This window comes from Hyella patelloides LEGE 07179 (genome assembly GCF_900659865.1).
In the GTDB taxonomy this organism is placed as follows: Bacteria; Cyanobacteriota; Cyanobacteriia; order Cyanobacteriales; family Xenococcaceae; genus Hyella; species Hyella patelloides.
Genome location: NZ_LR214359.1, coordinates 1 through 1,014, shown reverse-complemented (window position 1 = coordinate 1,014; position 1,014 = coordinate 1). Strand labels below are relative to the sequence as shown.

Annotated in this window: 1 pseudogene; it reads left to right on the top strand. The window is 33.1% G+C overall.

Features of this window, described 5'->3' with window-relative positions:
• Positions 1 to 19 precede the first annotated feature (19 nt).
• Positions 20 to 367 (top strand): annotated as a pseudogene (locus tag H1P_RS38690) (hypothetical protein); the annotation flags it as partial.
• Between the last annotated feature and the right edge of the window lie 647 nt (positions 368 to 1,014).

The following is a 1,014-nucleotide window of genomic DNA, read 5'->3' as shown; positions in this document are numbered from 1 at the left end:
TTTAAGCGAACCGTGAGTCTTAAAATCACCTCGTAGAATCTCTATCATGGCAATGCTCATGGGTTTATGTTTGATGGTCTATTCTCTAGGACAAAGAGAGGTTCGTCGCCAATTAAATAAGGCTCAAACGGGAATTCCCAATCAATTAGGTAAATTAACTAATCGACCGACATTACGCTGGATTTTTCAACAAGTCGGTTGGATATGACGAGGAAACCTCGCCATCCCCCGACTTCAATGTTTTCAAGGCATTCATCTATTAGTTTATCAAGAAATTAAGCAAGTAGTTAATTTAACTGAAGAGCGTCAATTAATACTGCAATTTTTCCCCTTATCTTGTCAACAATATTATTGTTTATCTAGGTAGCAATGGCATCAATTATTTAAGTTTTTATAATTTTTTAATCAAAACTAATACCATTTATTAAAAGTAATAAGAGACGAAGGTTTAAAGCTAGGATTCAGGATTCAGGAGTTAGTGTAAATAGTAGTTTGAGTGTTTTTTCTTAATAGGAAATAATTTTCTATCTATCTAGCTATTTTTGATAATTGGTATAATTTTCACTCTGGCTCACTAACCCAAAAATTAGTTTTCTGCATCTATCCATTCTCATTAAGCAACTCTTCATGAAAATGAACCCCCGATAACGACCTCGCTTAGGCAATTTTTCTTTCTTTCTCACTCAAGCAAATTTATATAGTCATTCTAAATAATTTCCGTATGATTTCACGATGTCATCTAAAGATGTACCAGAAGCAGAATAAATACGCCTTTTTTTAATAATTGCAAAGTCTTGTTCAATAGGACAAAGTTAGCTACAATTAAGGCAATCGCAAAAAAAGAAAAAAAATGCCTGCTCCCTATAGCTACGATTTAAGAAAAAAAGTGGACATTTAGGCGATCGCAATTAGATAGCGAAACTAATTAAAATTTGCCCACTCTACAATTCAATTTCTTAGTTTTAAGCTTTCAATTGTGAATAGCGATGGTTATCAATTTTGTCAAACGTGCCA